General features: G+C 35.7%; 2 protein-coding genes. Both read right to left on the reverse strand.

Translation table 11 applies throughout. The annotated features are described in order from the left end of the window. Positions 1-688 precede the first annotated feature (688 nt). On the reverse strand, positions 689-1,864 hold the full coding sequence (locus KPC_RS19115) for a thiolase family protein (protein WP_121975899.1): 1,176 nt from the start codon (positions 1,862-1,864) through the stop codon (positions 689-691). 113 nt (positions 1,865-1,977) lie between these two features. Then, positions 1,978-2,428 (reverse strand): GspH/FimT family protein (locus tag KPC_RS19120; RefSeq protein WP_146196673.1); only part of this gene is annotated, 451 nt, incomplete at its 5' end.

A 2,428-nucleotide genomic window follows, 5' to 3' on the forward strand; every position in this document is an offset into this window, starting at 1 on the left:
GTCTTAATGTGTTGGAAGAAAAAATGGATTTTGATCAACTTTTTGAAAAAACTAAATATTTTAATAGTTGGGATGCAATATATTGGCTAAGTTATTTGTCAAGCCAATTTGAAGAACAACAAAACCAGATTATTCTTGAGATAGAATTGCAAAAAAACATTAAAAGTTTTTAAATATCATATATTTAAACCTGTTTTATGGGAGAAAATAAAAATTGAAGAAGTGAAGAAAAAGTTAATAGAATTAACAGGGAATGCTAAATTTAATCATCTAAATGAGCAACTAAACGATCTAATCGAACTTTTAGAAAGATAAATTAATCATTCATTTTGATTCAGAACCTCTAGTTTTAGCTATTATGCTAACTGACAACTTAGCACCCAGGTCACATTAAATTGATCGGTAAATGAGCCACATAATGCTCTTTAAAAATTGTTCAAAGCCATTTAAATCTGACCACTTACAGATAAGACATTGAATAATCGTCGGGCTTCGGTTTCACCCTGAAAATTTAAATCATGGTTAAGTCGCATTGCAATTTATCTATATTGTTATTTTGATTAATTAATTTAGAAGAATAAGACATAAAAGTAGATGAAAGAAATGTAATACTTTTACTGCTATTTATTCAATATAAGTTGAAAGGAAAAACGTATCCCTCCTTCATTGAGGAGAGATACTAGCAGTATTATAATAATTCAATTGCTACAGCGGTTGCTTCACCACCACCAATACATAGAGCTGCTACTCCTTTTGTACCGCCGGTACGTTTTAATGCATGGATTAAAGTCAGAATAATACGTGAACCTGTTGAACCGACTGGATGCCCCAAAGCACAAGCACCGCCATTAATATTTACTTTTTCGGCATCCAGACCAAATTCATCAATCGGGCACATGGTGACCATAGCGAAAGCTTCATTGATTTCCCATAAATCAACATCAGCGACAGACCAACCTGTTCGGTTTAAAACTTTCTGGATTGCCCCAACAGGTGCAATAGTAAATTCAGATGGGTGTTGAGAATTAGAAGCATAAGCAACAATTTTTGCGAATGGTTTTAATCCACGTTTACCGGCATTTTCACTTGAAGTTAAAACCAATGCGGAAGCACCATCAGAAATAGAACTTGCATTTGCTGCAGTGATTGTTCCATCTTTGGCAAATGCTGGTTTCAATGTTGAAATTTTTTCAATGTTGGCATTAAACGGTTGTTCATCTTTATCTACAACTACATCACCTTTACGTGTGGTAATCGTGACTGGGACGATTTCATCAGCAAAATAACCCTCTGTAATTGCTGTTTGAGCTCTCTTGAGTGAACGAATTGCAAACTCATCCATTTGTTCACGGGTATAGCCCTTTTTATTTGCCATATCCTGTGCAAAAGATCCCATTAAGCGACCAGTTTCTGCATCTTCCAGACCATCAAAGAACATATGGTCTTTAATCTCCCCATGACCCATACGGTAACCGCCACGAGCTTTGGGAAGTAAATAGGGTGCATTGGTCATGGATTCCATTCCACCTGCAATCACGATTTCAGCTGAACCAGCTTTGATCATATCTGCTGCTTGCATCACAGCTTTCATGCCTGAGCCACAAAGTTTATTAATGGTAACAGCACCAGTAGAATCTGGTAGCCCTGCTAAACGCATAGCTTGGCGCGCAGGTCCCTGTTTTAACCCTGCTGGGAGAACACAACCCATAATGACTTCTTCGATATCAGTTGCATTCAGACCAGCACGAGCGACAGCTTCTTTAATTGTTACTGCACCAAGTTCAGGTGCAGTTTTCGCAGCTAAAGCACCCTGGAATCCACCCATAGCAGTGCGTGCGCCATTGATAATTACGATTTCAGACATTTTTATATTCTCCACTTCCACTTGATTTGTGTTTATTTGAGTTGTTAGCAGTATATAAAAAAAAGATAAAGATAAAAGTCACAATAGTTGTAGTATATAGACTGATCAGTTCTCTATTTCCCCGTTTTTTCAAAACGGGTTTGTGCCATACGGCTCACATAGATGTTTAAACTATAATCAGGATCTTTAGCGCTATAATGAAAAGTGCCATTTGAATCAAGAGGTAAACCATTGTCACTGCGAAATCGAAGTACCTGATCATTCCCAAAGCCTTTCCAGATTAAAGTCCCATATTTCAAGTTTGTTTTGGAACTTAATAGAATCTTTTCGGTGCTATCTCTTTCTTTATTCATATTTTTATCAACAAAAATAAGCATTCCTTTGTGCCAGTAATTGTTTTCACAAATTAAAAAGTTTTCAGACGGACAAATAATGATGTTTTGATGTTGAGATAAAGCATTAATCTTTGCAAATACAATATCATGCTTAATAGTCTGATAAATTTTATTCATTTCTTGGCGATACATAAAGTTTTGATAGATAAAACTAGAGGAAATATAAATT

This window comes from Acinetobacter stercoris, assembly GCF_900323515.1.
Taxonomy (GTDB): domain Bacteria; phylum Pseudomonadota; class Gammaproteobacteria; order Pseudomonadales; family Moraxellaceae; genus Acinetobacter; species Acinetobacter stercoris.

Coding starts and splice junctions, on each gene's coding strand:
- KPC_RS19115 (WP_121975899.1), bottom strand. CDS start 1,864: ATGTCTGAAATCGTAATTATCAATGGCGCACGCACTGCTATGGGTGGA.